Below are 14,509 nucleotides of genomic sequence, written 5' to 3'. Positions count from 1 at the left end.
GTGATCGGTCGCGCGGAGACAGCAGGCTCCCTCGTCGGGTGAGTCACTCGTCGATCGTGCGCACGACGTGTGCCGGTGAGCCGACGACGACGGCGCGAGCCGGAACGTCTCTGGTCACCACAGACGCCGCGGCGACGACGGCGTCATCACCGATGGTGATGCCTGGCAGGACAGTCACGTTCGACCCGATCCAGACATTGCGTCCGATGACGATCGGAGACGGGTGCATGTCCGCACGACGGTCCGGCTCCATCCCATGATTGAGGGTGGCGAGAACCGTGTTGTGTCCGATGAGCGTGTCATCGCCGATCGTGATCCCGCCCTGGTCCTGAAAGCTGCACCCGGAGTTGATGAAGATCCGCTGCCCTAAAGTGATGTTCTTCCCGAAGTCCGTGTGGAACGGGGGAAACATGGTCACAGTCGGATCGACCGGGCGTCCCGTCAGCTCGGCCAGCAGCGCGCGAACCTCATCGGGTTCATGGTAGCTGCCGTTGATTTCCGCCGTGATGCGCAGGGCTTCCTGGCTGGTGCGGTGCATGACCTCATGAAGAGGCGAGCCGCCCGTGATCATCTCTCCGGCGTTGAGGGCTTTCAGCAGATCTGCTGTGTCCACGGTGTCACCTTTCCTGTACTGACAGATGAAGAGATCAGGGCCGCAGCAGGACCTTGACGGCTTCGCGGCTGTCCATGGCCGAATAGGCGGCAGCGGCGTCGTCGAGGCTCATCGTCTGGTCGAAGACCTTACCCGGGTCGATCTCTCGGTTCCAGATGAGTTCGATGAGGTTCGGCAGGAAGCGACGAACCGGTGCGGGCCCGCCGTGCAGATGAACCAGACCGAAGAACAGTTCTCCTCCGGGCAGCTCGACATCGTGTGAGACACCGACATAGCCGACATGACCGCCGGGTCGGGTCGACCGGATCGCCTGCATCATCGATTCCTGTGAGCCGACCGCCTCGATGGCGCTGTGGACGCCGAGTCCGTCGGTGAGCTCTCTGATCTTCGCCACGCCCTCGTCGCCGCGTTCTTCGACGATGTGGGTGGCACCGAATTCGCGGGCGAGGTTCTGCCTGTCGACGTGACGGCTCATGGCGATGATCGTCTCCGCTCCCATCTGCTTGGCGGCAAGGACTCCCATCAGTCCGACAGCGCCGTCGCCGATGACGGCGACCGACTTACCGGGGCCCACCTCGGCGGCATCTGCGGCGAACCACCCGGTGCCGAGCACATCGGATGCGGCCAGCAGCGACGGGATGAGATCGTCATCAGGCTGTCCCGGCGTGGCGACCAGGGTGCCGTCGGCATGGGGAATGCGAGCGAATTCGGCCTGGGTGCCGATCCCGCCGTCGACGAAGATTCCGTTGACGCAGCGGGACTGGTAGCCGGCGGTGCAGATCAAGCAGGTGTTATCGGAGATGACAAATGATCCGACGACGAAGTCACCGGGTTTGACGGTGCGCACCTCGTCGCCGACTTCCTCGACGATGCCGACGTATTCGTGGCCCATGAGCTGCTGATCCGGTGCGTCGGCACCACGGTAGGGCCACAGGTCCGATCCGCAGACGCATGCGGCCACGATCCGGATGACGGCATCAGTGGGTGCCTCGATGGTCGGATCGGGTCGTTCTTCGACCCGGACGTCGCCGGGCCCGTGCATGATCACTCCGCGCATTGTTCTCTCCTTGAAAAGTTCGGTTGTTCGCTGCTGTTCGGTTCTGGTCGTGGGGCTCAGCCTCGCGGACGATTCAGGTCCGCCTCGTCCACGTGCTCGAGCCAGGTGGTCGTCTGAGCGGGATCCTCGGCGTTCTCGAGCATGGCGATGTGTTCCATGAATGTCTCGGGGGCGGCTCCGTGCCAGTGTTCCTCGCCTGCCGGACAGTAGACGGTCTGCCCCGGGCGGGCCTCGATAACGTCACCGTCGCGTGTGCCGAACAGAGCGGTTCCGCTGGTCACATGCAGAGTCTGACCCTTGGCGTGCGAATGCCATCCGGTGTGTGCGCCAGGGGAGAATCGGACCCGTGCGACGACCATGGTCTGGCCGTCCTCCTGCGGGGAGGCGATGGGGTCGACCCACACATCGCCGCTGAATTGCTCGGGCGGGTTCTTCGCTGTCGGTGTCGTTGGGAGAATGCGGTGGCTCATGATCGGTGTGCTCTGCTCTCAGGAAGTTGGTTCTCGGGTGGTCGTTCGGTCTCGGTCGTCGGTGCCGCCCACGAGGCGAGCAGACGCAGCTTCTGCTCCGATTCCGAGCCAGGTTCTGCTGTGTAGATGAGGAGCGCGAGGCCGTCTTCGGCGGTGATCCGCAGCTCCTCGAAGGCGAGGACGAGCTCGCCCACGACCGGATGGTTGAACCGCTTCATCCCCGTCCCGTGCGTGCGGACATCATGTTGGGCCCACAGGGTTCGGAACGTCTCGCTCTGAGTCGACAGTTCCCCGACGAGGTCCTGGATTCCGCGATTATGCGGATCCCTTCCTGCCGCGCTGCGGATGATCGCCACGCACATCTGCGCGAAGAGTTCCCAGTCCGGATAGAAGTCCTTCGATGCGGGATCGAGGAACTGGAATCGCGCCAGGTTCGGTGTCCGTCCCCCATCCCCGATGACCGGCGAGTAGAAAGCTCGGCCGAGTTCGTTGACGGCGACCATGTCCTGCATATCGTTGCGGACGAAGGCGATCGATTCCTTGATCGAATCGAGCATCCAGAACAGCGTCTCGTGCGGTGGACGTTGAGCGGTCACGGGACGTCGTCTGCGACCCGAGGTCGGAATGCCGTCGGCGGCACGGGCGAGATCAACGAGGTGGCCCCGCTCGGTGTCGTTGAGCAGCAGAGCCTCGGCGAGCGCTTCGAGGACAGCCGCGGAAGCCCCTCCGATCGCGCCCCGTTCGAGTTTTGAGTAGTACTCGACGCTCAGTCCGGCCAGGGCCGCGACCTCGCTGCGACGCAGGCCCGGCACTCGCCTCGTGCCGTGGGTGGGAAGGCCGACCCGATCAGGGGTGATCTTCGCCCGCCGTGACATGAGGAATTCGCGTACTTCGGCCCGGTTGTCCATATTCTCCAGGCTAGACGCGTTCTCATCTGAGAGGGATACCCTGTCAGGGCACCTCTGCGCATCACTCTCGCAGCACCGAGCGTGTCTACGGCTATGGGTGGGGCATTCGGTCGCGATCGTAGGTGATCGTCGTGTACCCGTGTGGAACCGGTGCGCCGTCCTCGTCGACTCCGACGAATACGATCTTCTCGATGCTGAGGATCGTCTTCCGGGTGATCATATTGCGCACCCTCGCCTTCATCGTCAGCGACGTACGCCCGAACTGGGTAGCAATGAGTCCCATCTCGATGAGATCGCCTTCCCTCGCCGAAGCCTGGAAGTCGATCTCCGAGATCAGCTTCGTGACAACTCGATGGTTGCCGAGCTGGATGATCGCGTAGATCGCGGCCTCCTCGTCGATCCACCTCAGCAGGCTGCCGCCGAAGAGGGAGCCGTTGGCGTTGAGGTCCTCAGGCCGCACCCATTTGCGGGTATAGAAGTTCATCCCCTCCACATCGTGGCGGGCGGAGCTCTCTGTGGACTGTGCCGTCGCTGTCATGCGATCAGAGTAGCGAGGAGTTGTTTCGCCCTCGTTTCGATCACGTCACCGCTGTGCGACGTCGTCTTTCAATTGTCGAAGTCATCCTTCGCGTTCGAAATCGTCCTTCATGGTCGTGAGCGTCCGCCGAATGTTCAATCGCTGGAAGTCCGCGAAGCTCCTCCCACGTGTGACGATGTGGTCGAAGACCCAGGCCAGCCAGTCGGGCCAACCGCGACGATCGTCTGTCCACGACTCCGTCACTCGAGTCGTCCCACCGAGGTCCTCGAACTCGTATGCCCAACTCGCGTTCGCCCCTTCGATGCTCGGAGTTCGGGGCCCGATCCGGCGCACGGTGAAGGCGAACCGTTTGCCGGGCACAGATTCGGTGACGACGCATTCGGTCACCCACGTCGCCGGCCCGCGACGGTTCGTGCCTTCGAAGACGTCGCCTGTCTGCAGCGGACCTGCAGTCGTGCGCGTGCTTGCGCCCGTGTTCTCCGGGCTCCATCGGGCCATCTGGGTCGGATCGGCGATCTGCTCCCAGAGCCCGGCGGCGTCGGCTTTGATCACCATACTGTCGCTGACCTGCATCGTTCGCGTCATCGTCGTCCCTTCTCATTGTGGTCGTGCACGCACCAGATGCCGGCCGAGCACGTGGCCCCATTCAAACACGGGTCCTGAGCTAGCCTGGGCACATGGCCGACTCCGCGACGAACGACGAGATCATCGCCTTCCGCCTCCGCGCCCATCACCTCGATGAGCGACTCAGCCGCAACTCACTCACTGAGGCCGCGGGAGCCTGCGGCATCCAGAACAGCCCACCGGGATCCGCGCTGACCGCACTCCATGCGCGGGTCGAGGACATGAGTGCGACAGCGTTTGCTTCGGCCGTCGAAGAGGAGAAGTCGCTGCTGCAGAGCTGGTGCATGCGAGGGGCACCCCATTTCTTTCCCGCTGCCGATCTCCCGGTCTTCACCACCGGGGTCGAACCGACGAATGAGAAGGCGATGCGCCATTTCGTCCTCGGAGTCGAACAGTCGGTCGATTCGCTCGGGATCCCGCTGAGCCAGATCCTCGATCGGGTCGAGCAGGAGGTCGCCGGGGTGCTCAGAGGGCGGAGGATGACGATCACCGAGCTCGGCGAGGAACTCGCCGACGTGCTCGCAGACTCCCTGACGACGAAACAGCGAAGCACCTGGGAATCTCAGGGCCCGTATGCGAAGGGCCAGAGCCTCGGTGCCGGCGTGATCCATTTCTGCATTCGGCTGCTCACTCTGCGGCAGATCCTCTGCTTCGCCCCGCGCGAGGGAAACACGGCTCCGTTCGTTCTGCTCGACGAATGGGTCGATCCGCGTTCGATGCCCTCGACCGCACCCACCGAGAGTGAACGCGACCGGGCCAGGTCCGAACTGCTGCGCCGCTATCTGCACTGCTATGGACCGTCGACACGCGCCGACTTCGCCGCGTGGATCGGAATCCGGTCCACGGAGGCGACACCTTGGTGGGATCTGATCGCTGGGGAGATCACCGAAATCGATCGCGGGCGACGGACCTGGATGCTCGCCGAGGATGTCGATCAGCTGCATCGCGCGCAGCTTCCGCACGGCGTCCGTCTGCTTCCCTCACACGATCCCTATACGCAGATGCGGGATCGGGAGACGATCGCGTCCAAGGAGTTCCATCGGGAGATCTGGAAGACCGTGGGCGATCCAGGAGCGCTGCTGGTCGACGGTCGGGTCGCGGGGACCTGGAGGGCGCGGAAGCGGAATCGACGGCTGAGCATGACGATCGCACCGTTCGGCACCGTCCCGAAGTCGATGAAGAGCGCACTGACCGCTGAGGCGGAGGCGATCGGCGAACTGCGCGAGGCAGATGCCGTCGACATCGAGTTCGCGTCAGACTGAGATCATACGGCGAGTTCGCTGATCAGCACGCGAGCAAGGGCTCCGAGTCGGAATCGCTCGGGAATCACGGTTCTGATGCCCTGTTCATGCAGCGGCGCTGCGGTGACGTCGCCGACTGCTGCCGCCACCACCGATTCGTTGAACGCCTCGATCACGGCCGGCAGCAGTTCCTGCTCGTCGGCCGCGGTGAGAAAGGCTGCCGCCCCGGGTGCTGAGGTGAAGGCCACGGCATCGCACCTGCGCTCCGCGACGAGTCGGACCGCGTCGACCACGGCGGCCGGAACGGGGGCCGGGCCCCACCGGTAGATGACGAGGGAACGGACATCGGCGCCTGCTGCGGCGAAGGCCTCATCAAGTCCGTCGGCGCCGGCACCGTGATGCTGTACGGCAATGCGCTGACCGTCCACGCCCTCGCCGAGGAGGACCTGCTGGATCTCTGCGCTCGTCTCGGATTCGGCGACCCAGTGAGCCCTCAGTCCGGCCGCTTGAATCGCTCCGCGTGCCTTGGGACCGCGAGCGTATATCCGTGCTCCGGCGAGCATCGAATGCCACTCCTCGCGCAGACCCGCGGCTTCAGCCACGTCACCCCAGCCGGTGAATCCGACTCCGGTCGTGACCACGACGATGTCCGGCCGGTCCTCGATGAGTTCACGGGTGCGGGTGACGAGTTCAGGGTCATCGATGTGAGGAATGACGGAGAGGGTCGGGGCGTGCACGATCTTGGCACCGTGACGCTCGAGGGCGGAGGCAAGCTGCTCCGCGCGCCGCTGAGCTGTGAGCACGATGCGACGTCCGGCCAGCTCGTCGCCGATGTCATTTTGGGGCTGGTTCATGCTCACATCCTGGTCGCGCCGCGTCACCGGGGCAACTTCCGGCCTTCGAGAGCAGTCTGGTGGGCGAGCATCTCATCCTTGAGTCCCTGGACGACGGCGGCGATCGCCGGTCGCCGCATCGAATCGGGTCTGAGCACCATCCAGTAGGGCAGTCGCTCGGCCACCGAATCGGGGAAGAGTCGCACGAGGTCGGGGTGACGGTCGGCCATGAAACACGGGAGAAAGCCGATTCCGGCACCCGCACGCGTCGCTTCGACGTGAACGAAAACGTTCGTCGAGGTCAGTGCATCCTTCATCTCGGGAAACAGCCGCCTCGGCGCATCGAGGTCGTCGACCTGGAGCATGGAATCGACGAAATAGACGAGCCGGTGGTCGCTGACTTCCTCCACCGAGGCGGGGGTGCCGTTGGCCGCGAGATAGTCACGCGAGGCGTAGAGACCGAGTTCGTAGTCACCGAGCTCGATCGCCTCCGCCCGGTGCACGCGCGGTTCGCCGACGACGACCTCGATATCGAGACCGGACCGCTGCTGCAGGGCCTGCCTGGTGACGGTGACGATCTCGACACTCAGCCCGGGATGCCGACGTCGCAGCTTCGCGACCGCCGGGGAGGCGATATAGGCGCTGAACCCATCCGTCGCGGTCATCCGCACCACTCCGGACACCGTCTCCGGGCCCTGGCCGGGACTCTCGAGTTCGGCGACCGCGGTCTCCATCTGTTCGGCCACCACAACGGCTCGTTCCCCGAGGTCGGTCAGCTCCCATCCGTCATCCGAGCGAGCCAGAACGCGTCCGCCCAAGGACTTCTCCAACGCGGCGATGCGGCGGGAGACCGTCGAGTGGGTCAGACCGAGGTTGTGTGCCGCCGTCGTGAATTTGGCGGTGCGGGAGACGGCCAGCAGCACGAGCAGATCGTTAGGAGTGGTGTCCATGCCTGCCATGGTGGCACACCTGCATGGACGGTCCGATCCTCAGCATTCTCCGTGCCTGATGGCCCCGGGGTGCGACCGTTCAGACTCAGCCGGCTCGTCGTTCGTAGACTCTGCGGCTGATCACGGTGACAATCACGAGGACGAGCATGACCGCGGCGGTCGAGGCGAAGAGCACCGTCCACTGACCCGCCGCACCGACAGCACCGCCGACGGCAGCACCCAGGGCGCTGCCGCCGAAGAGGCACCCGGCGAAGAGCGAGACCACTGTGCCTCTGGCCTGCGGCAGCACCGAAGTCGACCATGTCTGCAGGGAGGAATGCAGGAACGACCAGGTAGCACCGAGCAGTGCAGCGGCAATGAAGATCGTCGGAATCGATACGTGGACGGCAACCAGCGCGTAGCCGATGACGGTGGTCGACCCGCCGAGCGCCATGAGGCGCGGCATCGTCAGCCGTGAGGACAGGAACCTGACCATGCGGCTGGTGATGATGACCCCGAGACCATAGGCGGCCGTCGCCAGACCGGCCGGTCCGGCACCGACTCCTTGCGCCTGCAGCGCCGGTGCCAGCAGTGTCAGTACGCCCAGCACTGCGGCGCCCTCGACGAAAGCCAAGCCCACGACGAGCAGAACCCAGCGGTGGCTGATCGCCGACCACAGTGTCCGAAGCATTCCGACGGCGTCCTCGCTGCGGATCTCATGGAGTCCGCTGAGTCCGAAGCAGCAGACCACGGCGAGCACTGCGGGGACCGCGAAGACGATCCGCCAGTCGAGCCAGTCGGCAATGAGGCCCGAGGCCGCCGTGGCCAAAGCCGTGCCGATGGCGATGGCCGCCATGAGATCGGCCAAGGCCGGCTGGCGGTGCTTCTCGGCAACGGTGTCGCCGACATAGGTCAGCGAAGTCGGGACGATCGCCCCGTAGAAGGCACCTGCGAAGGCCCGAGCGATGATGAGTGTGACCAGCCCTGGCGCCAGCGCTGAGGCGAGTCCGGCGAGCGCGGCGGCGATGAGCGTCAGACGCATGAGACGGACGCGGCCGAACCGGTCGGAGAGCACTCCCCACAGCGGTTGGCTGAACCCGTATGCAAGGTAATAGAGGCTGGCGACCGACAGACTCTGAGTGAGAGTTGCGCCGAGGTCGGTGGCGATGAGGACGAGCAGCGGACTGACCGCGAACCGGTCGAAGCTCGAGACGAAGGCCGCCGCAGCGATCGAAAACGGGGGTTTGGTCGCCGACGAATCAGCAGGTTTCTCACTCACGGTCGACAACCATACGCCCGATGCTCCGACCGCACACTTCCCGATCTATCAACGATCAAGCGGGGACCTTCCGGACTATCCTTCCCATTGCTCAGCGCACGTGCTGCTGCGACGGCGAGCGCGTCCAGCGCAGCAGCACGACGATCAGACAGATGAGGAACACGATCCCCGAGGTGACCAGTCCGGTGACGAGGATGCCGATATCGGCAGGCAGATCCACGTCCTCGGCCGGTTTGGTCGGTGCCTTCCCCTCCGGATCAATGAGGACGGAGATCGTGTCGCCCTCATCGAAGTCGTCGTATCCGTCCTTACCGCGGTAGATCAGCGGTTCGGCGACGGGGGTGCCGTCGGTGCGTTCGAGGCTGTAGGTATGAACATAGACCTGCCGCGAACTGGGCGGATTGGAACTGTGCACGGTCTTCTGCTCGACTTTGTGATCGGCGACGACCACCTCGGTGAGTTCGCCCGCCTGAGACAAAGCAAGATCCTCGCCGAGCATCACAGTGCCGATGAGTGCAATGGCCACGAACGGTCCGGTGTACCAATACGCCGGCGTGTGTCCCATGAACCTGCGCATCGCCAAAGTGACGCCGAGGAACACGAAGCATCCGAGAATGATCGTGAACAGCAGTTGGTCCGGATACAGGTATCCGATCGTGAAGACCGCACCCGTGCCGACGAAGAAGACAGCACCGGTGATGATGATGGTCAGCGGATTCCGGCTGCCCTGGTTCCAGCGGCGCTCACTCTTCCCGCCGTCACCCCACTTGCCGCGCATCCAGTAGGCGTCCATTCAAGCCCCGTTCGTCACTGCGGCATGTTGACGAATCGGGACTTCGCGCCCTGGAACGCCACGGGGATGTCCATCGTCGGACCGGCACGGTGCTTGGCGACGATGATGTCGGCCTCACCAGCGCGTTCGTGTTCCTTGTCGTACATGTCCTCACGGTGGATGAGGAGGACCATATCCGCGTCCTGCTCGATCGAACCGGACTCACGCAGATCCGAGATCATCGGCCGCTTGTCCGTGCGCTGCTCGCTGCCTCGGTTGAGCTGAGACAGTGCGATGACCGGCACCTCGAGCTCCTTGGCCAGCAGCTTGAGCGAACGGGAGAACTCCGAGACCTCCTGCTGACGGGACTCGACGCGCTTGCCCGAGGACATCAGCTGCAGGTAGTCGACGCAGACCATCTGCAGATTGTGCTGCTGCTTGAGCCGGCGGCACTTCGCGCGGATCTCGGTCAGCGCCATGTTCGGCGAATCGTCGACGAACAGCGGCGCATTGTTGATCCGGGCCTCGGTCGCGGCCAGCGTCGTCCAGTCGTGCGGACTGAGCTCGCCGCGGCGCAGGTTCTGCAGCGGAATCTCCGACTCGGCCGAGAGCAGACGCATGACGAGTTCGTTCTTGCCCATCTCGAGCGAGAAGAACACAGCGGCCGCATCATTGTGGATCGCAGCCGAACGGATGAAGTCGAGCGCCAGAGTCGACTTGCCGACACCGGGACGCGCGGCGATGACGATCATCGTGCCCGGATGCAGACCGTTGGTGAGGTTGTCGAACTCGGTGAAACCGGTGGGCACACCCGCGGTCTGCCCATCGGTGTTGCCGTTGCGTTCGATCTCCTGGGCCACCTCGCCGAGGATGTCGGAGAGGATGACGTAATCCTCTGTCGTATGGCGTTCGGTGACCTTGTAGATCTCCGCCTGAGCGGAGTTCACGACGTCATCGGTATCGCCTTCGGCGTCGTAGCCCATCTGCACGATGCGGGTGCCGGCCTCGACGAGGCGGCGCAGCACGGCCTGTTCGCTGACGATCGCGGCATAGTAGCCGGCGTTGGCGGCGGTCGGCACCGACGAGATGAGGGTGTGCAGGTAGGCGGCACCGCCGACGCGGGCGAGGTCACCGGTCTTCGTCAGGTAGTTCGCCACCGTCACCGAGTCCGCGGGCTCACCCCTGGAGTAGAGGTCGAGGACCGCCTCGTAGATGGTTTCGTGAGCGGGCTTGTAGAAGTCGTCGCCCTTCATCGTCTCGACGCAGTCGGCGATGGCGTCCTTCGACAGAAGCATCGCACCGAGCACGCTCTGCTCGGCTTCGACGTCCTGCGGAGGGGTCCTCAGACCGTCATAGCCCTGGTCGTTGCTCACTTCAGTTCCTCTTCCTACACAGCCGCGTCGACACGCACCCGCAGATGGTGCGCTCCAACTGTACCCGGAGACCCGAGGAGGGTCCCACCGGCCCGACCACTTCCGCCGAACCGGTGCCGACCATCGTAGGAGACGCCACTGACGCGAAACCGAGGCGGCCGACCCTGGGCGGGCAGCCGCCTCGGCGACGGTGCAGGTCACAGCATCGACAGGTGACCTATTCCCGCGCCCTCCCGGCTGTGGACACGGAGTGCAGAATCGGCTTCGTCAGCTGCAGCCCGACGCGGATGATGCCGATGCCGACGACCACTGTGAGCAGGATCGTGAGGAAGGTGACCGGCTTGAACACGAGCGCGGCTCCGGCCAGGGGCAGGACGAGCAGCAGCCCGAGCCCTCCTGCCAGCAGGGACACCCAGATCGCTGGGGCCATGACGGCCCGCACCAGCGCTCGGTGCAGCAGCCGGGTATCGGCGCCCGCGGCATAGAGGTCGGAGAAGGTGTCGGCACGGTCATAGATATCGGCGACCTGGTTGATCACCGCGGACACGGCGATGAGCACGATCGCGATGCCCATGACGAGCAGCACCCCGGTGAACATGTCGTGGAAGAGGTTGATATCGGAAGTGCCCATCGTTGCCGGGTCGTCCTCGGCGGCGTCGAGGCCGAGCTGCATCAGCGCCACCCCCGACCCGCAGACGGCCGCGGTGAACGAAGCCATCGCGAGTCCGGAAACGCGTCGCCAGAACCGTTTGGGTTCGTCGGAGACCAGGCGAGCCGCGATGAGGCGCTCCGGGGTGGCGGCCCGCCGACCGGACAGGTGAGCGAACCAGCGGACGAGGAGCCCGCCGAGGAGGTCGACGACGACCAGCCCGAGAGCGAAGAATCCGACCACCGCGCCGAGCACGATCCCCACGCCGAGACCGCCGCTCTGGGTGAGCGCGTACACGACCGGCAGCAGGCAGATCACGAGCACCGTGACGATGATCTTGGCCACGGGGAGCTTCCGCTCCAGACTCTTCGTCCGCACGCCCAACGGAGAGACCGCGACCTTGCGCAGACCCAGCAGGGCCGAGCCCGCGCAGACCAGGGCGAGGAAGACGACCACGACGAGGATGAGCCACGCGGGCATGAGCATGTTCGCGTACCCGATGGGTTCGCCCATGAAGTGGATGAAGCTGACCGGCAGCGCCAATCCGAGATACCCGAGCACCCCGAGGATGATGCCGGCCAGGGCCGGGATCAGCGGTTCGGCCACGGCGAGCGCAGTGATCTGGGAGCGTCGGGCCCCGAGCAGCGACATCGTCGACAGCCTTTCGTCCTGGCGACGTGCCGACAGGGTCGCCGAGGCCGATGCCAGGGTGGAGGCGGGGATGATCAGCAGAGCCGTGGCCAGGGCCGCGAGGGTCTTGTACATGATGTCGAGGCCCTCGTCCGCGGGATCGGGGCTCGGTGGGATCTGGAAGAACATCCAGGTCCCCGCCGCCACGGTGAGGAACAGCGTGGCACACGCGAAGAACGCGGCGGCCACGAGCACGGAGCTCGCCGAGGTCAGCGATCTCCGTCCGAGGACGAGGGGAACTGCTGCGAAGGACGTAGACATCGGGTCTCCTCTCAGGCCATGGTCGCCTCGGCGGTGGCCCGGTTCTCGGGTGCCGCCTCGGCGAGGGTGCGGTTGTGGGGATCGATCTCGGTGACCCGGCGGACGAGCGGGCGGGTGACCTGCAGCCCCAGCCACACCATCGCAACCCCGGCCACGAGGACGGCGGCAACGGTTCCGATGGTGAACGGATCGCTGAGGTCGCTCACCGAAGCCATGAGCCAGGCGAGGATTCCGCCGAGGAACAGGGAGACGACGGTGACCAGCAGGATCGGCGACATCACGGCGTTGACGGTCACCCGGTGCATCATCTGCTGGGTCATTCCGGCGGCGTGGAGCTCGCGGTAGGTCGTGGCCCGGTCCAGGATGTCTGCGGCCTGGTTGATCGTGGCCGAGACGATGACGAGGACGAAGGCGATGACCAGGGTGAGGATGAGTCCGGTGAAGATATCGTCGCCGAGGTGGACGTACGGACCCATGACCGCGCGGTCCTCGGCGGAGAAGTTCTCCTGACCGCTGCGCATCATCGCTGTTCCCGCCCCGCCGACGACGGCGATGAAGGTGATCATCGCCAGCCCGGCGACCCGGCGCCAGTACTGTCCGGGGGCGTCGGCGATCATTCCCGCCGCCATCACCGAGGCGGGACGGCGGGCGATTCTGCCGGCGATGCCGGCGTGGACGCGGATGCACAGGACGCCGAGGACGCTGATGAGCAGGAGGGTGATGCCGATCGTGGCGATGCTGTACATGATCGTCACCGCCATCGGCAGCTCCATCTGGGTGGAGACATAGGTCGCGATGGCCACGATGAGGATGAGCACGATGGCCGTGATGATGCGGGCCAGGGGGAATCTCCGGGGCAGCGACCGGGTGCGCACGCCCAGCGGGGAGACCTGGATCTTGCGCAGGCCGATGAGCGAGGCGATCAGGCAGACCGCCAGGAGGCCCACGATGACCGCGGCGAGCAGCCAGACCGGCATGAGCAGTGCCTGGTAGCCCAAAGGTTCGCCGACGAACGTGATGAAACTCAGCGGCCAGGCGACCAGCAGGTAGCCGCCGATTCCGGCGAGGATGCCCAGCGAGGCGGGGATGAAGGGTTCGGCGACGGCGATGAGGCGGATCGTGCCGCGTTGCGCCCCGAGCAGGGACAGGGTCGAGAGTCGTTCGTCCTGACGGCGGGCGCTCAATTTCGCCGAGGCGACCCCGAGGCTCGTCGCGGGCACGATGAGGAAGACCGTGGCGAGGACGGCGAGGAGCTGGTACAGCTCGGCCACCTCGGCGTATCCGGAGACCTCGGGGCGGTCGATGAATGCCCAGGCGCCGGCGGCCACGGTGAGGAAGATCGTCGCGCAGGAGAAGAAGGCGATCCCGACGAGCCGCGACGTCGTCGAGGTCAGGGACTGTTTGGACAGGAGGAGGGGAAGGATGTTCATCACTGGGCGGCTTCCTGCATTGCCGAATCGGCGACGATGCGACCGTCGGCGAGTCGGACGACACGGGAGCAGCGGGCGGCGACGTTCTCATCGTGGGTGACGACGACCAGGGTGGAGCCGCGGCCGACGGTGGAGCCCAGCAGCTCGGTGAGAACCTCGTTCGAGGTTCGGGAGTCGAGGGCGCCGGTCGGTTCGTCGGCGAAGGTGACGACGGGCTGGGTGACCTGGGCGCGGGCAATTGCCACCCGTTGCGCCTGACCTCCGGAGAGCTGTCCGATCCGCTTGTGTCCGTGCTCGCTCAGACCAAGACGGTCGAGCCAGGCCCGGGCGTGCTGGGTGGCGTCCGAGCGGTTCATGCCTGCGAGCATGGCGGCGAGCGCGACGTTGTCGACGGCGGTGAGCTCGGGCAGGAGCAGTCCCTGTTGGAAGACGAAGCCGAAGACCTCGCGGCGCAGAGCGGTGCGGCCGGATTCCTTGAGGGAGGTGATCTCGGCGGCGGCGCTGCGGTCGGTCGGCGAGAGTCGGATGCGGCCGCTGTCGGGGCTGATGATGCCGGCCAGGCAGTGCAGGAGGGTGGTCTTACCGGAGCCGGAGGGTCCCATGATGGCCAGGGATTCGCCGAGGCCGATCGTGAGGTCGACTCCGGCGAGAGCGTACGTCTGGTTGAAGTGCTTGGTGACGTTTCCGGCGGTGATGATGGCGGGGTGCTGGTGGACGGGCTGCTGCGCTGCGGCAGGATGCTGTGAAGAAGTCATGTCTCCATGTTTTCGCCCAATGGGCCTTGGCACTATGCGGTCAGCCCGTCAGCCGGGGCGGGATTTCCCAACCTCTGTTGACGGAAA

General features: G+C 65.3%; 15 protein-coding genes. 1 reads left to right on the top strand and 14 read right to left on the bottom strand.

Annotated features, from left to right (window positions below):
- Positions 1-43: 43 nt before the first annotated feature.
- From HIM68_RS14285 to HIM68_RS14260, 6 genes are all read right to left on the bottom strand, one after another.
- Complete coding sequence (locus HIM68_RS14285) at positions 44-613, bottom strand: DapH/DapD/GlmU-related protein (protein ID WP_172173239.1); 570 nt, start codon at positions 611-613, stop codon at positions 44-46.
- A 34-nt stretch (positions 614-647) separates the two neighbouring features.
- Positions 648-1,670, bottom strand: coding sequence for a zinc-dependent alcohol dehydrogenase family protein (locus tag HIM68_RS14280; protein WP_172173236.1), 1,023 nt, complete (start codon positions 1,668-1,670; stop codon positions 648-650).
- Positions 1,671-1,726: 56 nt separating this feature from the next.
- Positions 1,727-2,140, bottom strand: a complete 414-nt coding sequence (locus HIM68_RS14275; protein ID WP_172173233.1) for a cupin domain-containing protein — start codon at positions 2,138-2,140, stop codon at positions 1,727-1,729.
- Complete coding sequence (locus HIM68_RS14270) at positions 2,137-3,048, bottom strand: helix-turn-helix domain-containing protein (protein WP_172173230.1); 912 nt, start codon at positions 3,046-3,048, stop codon at positions 2,137-2,139. Before HIM68_RS14270 ends, HIM68_RS14275 begins: the two co-directional genes overlap by 4 nt.
- A 91-nt stretch (positions 3,049-3,139) precedes the next feature.
- Positions 3,140-3,586 carry an acyl-CoA thioesterase gene (locus HIM68_RS14265; RefSeq protein WP_367647548.1) on the bottom strand — a complete coding sequence of 149 codons (447 nt, stop codon included), beginning with the start codon at positions 3,584-3,586 and terminating at the stop codon, positions 3,140-3,142.
- Between the two features lie 81 nt (positions 3,587-3,667).
- Positions 3,668-4,171 carry an SRPBCC family protein gene (locus HIM68_RS14260; RefSeq protein ID WP_172173227.1) on the bottom strand — a complete coding sequence of 168 codons (504 nt, stop codon included), beginning with the start codon at positions 4,169-4,171 and terminating at the stop codon, positions 3,668-3,670.
- 92 nt (positions 4,172-4,263) lie between these two features.
- On the opposite strand from HIM68_RS14260, the gene HIM68_RS14255 reads away from it, so the two are divergent.
- On the top strand, positions 4,264-5,472 hold the full coding sequence (locus HIM68_RS14255; protein WP_172173224.1) for a winged helix DNA-binding domain-containing protein: 1,209 nt from the start codon (positions 4,264-4,266) through the stop codon (positions 5,470-5,472).
- A gap of 2 nt (positions 5,473-5,474) precedes the next feature.
- Here the strand turns inward: HIM68_RS14255 and HIM68_RS14250 are convergent, their stop codons facing one another.
- The 8 genes from HIM68_RS14250 to HIM68_RS14215 all read right to left on the bottom strand — a co-directional run bounded on the left by HIM68_RS14250 (position 5,475) and on the right by HIM68_RS14215 (position 14,422).
- Positions 5,475-6,305 (bottom strand): uroporphyrinogen-III synthase, encoded by an 831-nt coding sequence (locus HIM68_RS14250; protein WP_172173221.1) that lies wholly within the window; start codon positions 6,303-6,305, stop codon positions 5,475-5,477.
- Between the two features lie 23 nt (positions 6,306-6,328).
- Entirely contained in the window at positions 6,329-7,234 is a 906-nt protein-coding gene (locus tag HIM68_RS14245; RefSeq protein WP_172173218.1) for a LysR family transcriptional regulator, read from the bottom strand.
- A gap of 85 nt (positions 7,235-7,319) precedes the next feature.
- Positions 7,320-8,492, bottom strand: coding sequence for an MFS transporter (locus tag HIM68_RS14240; protein WP_172173215.1), 1,173 nt, complete (start codon positions 8,490-8,492; stop codon positions 7,320-7,322).
- A 91-nt stretch (positions 8,493-8,583) separates the two neighbouring features.
- A complete protein-coding gene (locus tag HIM68_RS14235; protein WP_172173212.1) occupies positions 8,584-9,285 on the bottom strand; it encodes a hypothetical protein in 702 nt (233 codons plus the stop codon).
- A 14-nt stretch (positions 9,286-9,299) separates the two neighbouring features.
- On the bottom strand, positions 9,300-10,637 hold the full coding sequence (gene dnaB / locus HIM68_RS14230; RefSeq protein ID WP_039211746.1) for a replicative DNA helicase: 1,338 nt from the start codon (positions 10,635-10,637) through the stop codon (positions 9,300-9,302).
- Positions 10,638-10,854: 217 nt separating this feature from the next.
- Positions 10,855-12,237, bottom strand: coding sequence for an FtsX-like permease family protein (locus HIM68_RS14225; protein ID WP_172173209.1), 1,383 nt, complete (start codon positions 12,235-12,237; stop codon positions 10,855-10,857).
- A gap of 11 nt (positions 12,238-12,248) precedes the next feature.
- Positions 12,249-13,667, bottom strand: coding sequence for an FtsX-like permease family protein (locus HIM68_RS14220; RefSeq protein WP_216657149.1), 1,419 nt, complete (start codon positions 13,665-13,667; stop codon positions 12,249-12,251).
- Positions 13,667-14,422 (bottom strand): ABC transporter ATP-binding protein, encoded by a 756-nt coding sequence (locus HIM68_RS14215; protein WP_172173206.1) that lies wholly within the window; start codon positions 14,420-14,422, stop codon positions 13,667-13,669. The genes HIM68_RS14220 and HIM68_RS14215 overlap by 1 nt, the downstream gene beginning before the upstream one ends.
- Between the last annotated feature and the right edge of the window lie 87 nt (positions 14,423-14,509).

Origin of the sequence: Brevibacterium sp. CT2-23B (genome assembly GCF_013168765.1) — a bacterium.
GTDB lineage: Bacteria > Actinomycetota > Actinomycetes > Actinomycetales > Brevibacteriaceae > Brevibacterium > Brevibacterium sediminis.
The sequence above is the reverse complement of the archived record's forward strand: the minus strand, read 5'-3'. Positions and strand labels throughout refer to the sequence as shown.

Coding starts and splice junctions, on each gene's coding strand:
- HIM68_RS14225 (WP_172173209.1), bottom strand. CDS start 12,237: ATGTCTACGTCCTTCGCAGCAGTTCCCCTCGTCCTCGGACGGAGATCG.
- HIM68_RS14245 (WP_172173218.1), bottom strand. CDS start 7,234: ATGGACACCACTCCTAACGATCTGCTCGTGCTGCTGGCCGTCTCCCGC.
- HIM68_RS14265 (WP_367647548.1), bottom strand. CDS start 3,586: ATGACAGCGACGGCACAGTCCACAGAGAGCTCCGCCCGCCACGATGTG.
- HIM68_RS14275 (WP_172173233.1), bottom strand. CDS start 2,140: ATGAGCCACCGCATTCTCCCAACGACACCGACAGCGAAGAACCCGCCC.
- HIM68_RS14260 (WP_172173227.1), bottom strand. CDS start 4,171: ATGACGCGAACGATGCAGGTCAGCGACAGTATGGTGATCAAAGCCGAC.
- HIM68_RS14270 (WP_172173230.1), bottom strand. CDS start 3,048: ATGGACAACCGGGCCGAAGTACGCGAATTCCTCATGTCACGGCGGGCG.
- HIM68_RS14250 (WP_172173221.1), bottom strand. CDS start 6,305: ATGAACCAGCCCCAAAATGACATCGGCGACGAGCTGGCCGGACGTCGC.
- HIM68_RS14280 (WP_172173236.1), bottom strand. CDS start 1,670: ATGCGCGGAGTGATCATGCACGGGCCCGGCGACGTCCGGGTCGAAGAA.
- HIM68_RS14215 (WP_172173206.1), bottom strand. CDS start 14,422: ATGACTTCTTCACAGCATCCTGCCGCAGCGCAGCAGCCCGTCCACCAG.
- HIM68_RS14255 (WP_172173224.1), top strand. CDS start 4,264: ATGGCCGACTCCGCGACGAACGACGAGATCATCGCCTTCCGCCTCCGC.
- HIM68_RS14220 (WP_216657149.1), bottom strand. CDS start 13,667: ATGAACATCCTTCCCCTCCTCCTGTCCAAACAGTCCCTGACCTCGACG.
- HIM68_RS14235 (WP_172173212.1), bottom strand. CDS start 9,285: ATGGACGCCTACTGGATGCGCGGCAAGTGGGGTGACGGCGGGAAGAGT.